2 protein-coding genes are annotated in these 395 nt (G+C 40.8%); both read right to left on the reverse strand.

The features are described 5' to 3' along the window. Positions 1-255, reverse strand: a 255-nt coding sequence (gene folK, locus AACL61_RS01220; protein ID WP_339110865.1) for a 2-amino-4-hydroxy-6-hydroxymethyldihydropteridine diphosphokinase, incomplete at its 3' end; no start/stop codon positions are given. A gap of 2 nt (positions 256-257) precedes the next feature. Further along, the coding region (locus AACL61_RS01225; protein WP_423245871.1) for a dihydroneopterin aldolase at positions 258-395 on the reverse strand (138 nt) is incomplete at its 5' end.

Genomic DNA, 395 nt, shown 5'->3' on the forward strand with positions numbered 1-395 from the left:
CCGGCGTCGATGTAACTCCTGTTCGATATTGTGAAGATGGTCAAGGAGTTGCTGAGCTGTTAACCCAGTTGCAACTTTAACCGCAATATTGTAAAAAGAATCTTGTTTGACACCTCCCACCGGTTCTGTTTCATACACTGAGGAGATCGCCGTAATATCAATTTTAGGCGGCACATTCAGCATCTGAATAGCTTTTTGAAGGTTTGCTAACCGGTTGCCCATATTACTGCCAATGCTTAGGTAAGCTTCAGTCATAATTACTTGCTCCCTGCTACTTCAATTTCGACATTATCAAAAATTCCGGCAATTGGCACACTATACTTACGAATACGAAGGCGAATACCATTAAGCATTGGGTATGTTTTGAAAAGCTCATGCAATAAATTATTAGCAAG

The sequence above is a fragment of the Limosilactobacillus reuteri subsp. porcinus genome, from assembly GCF_036621895.1.
GTDB classification, from domain to species: domain Bacteria; phylum Bacillota; class Bacilli; order Lactobacillales; family Lactobacillaceae; genus Limosilactobacillus; species Limosilactobacillus reuteri_J.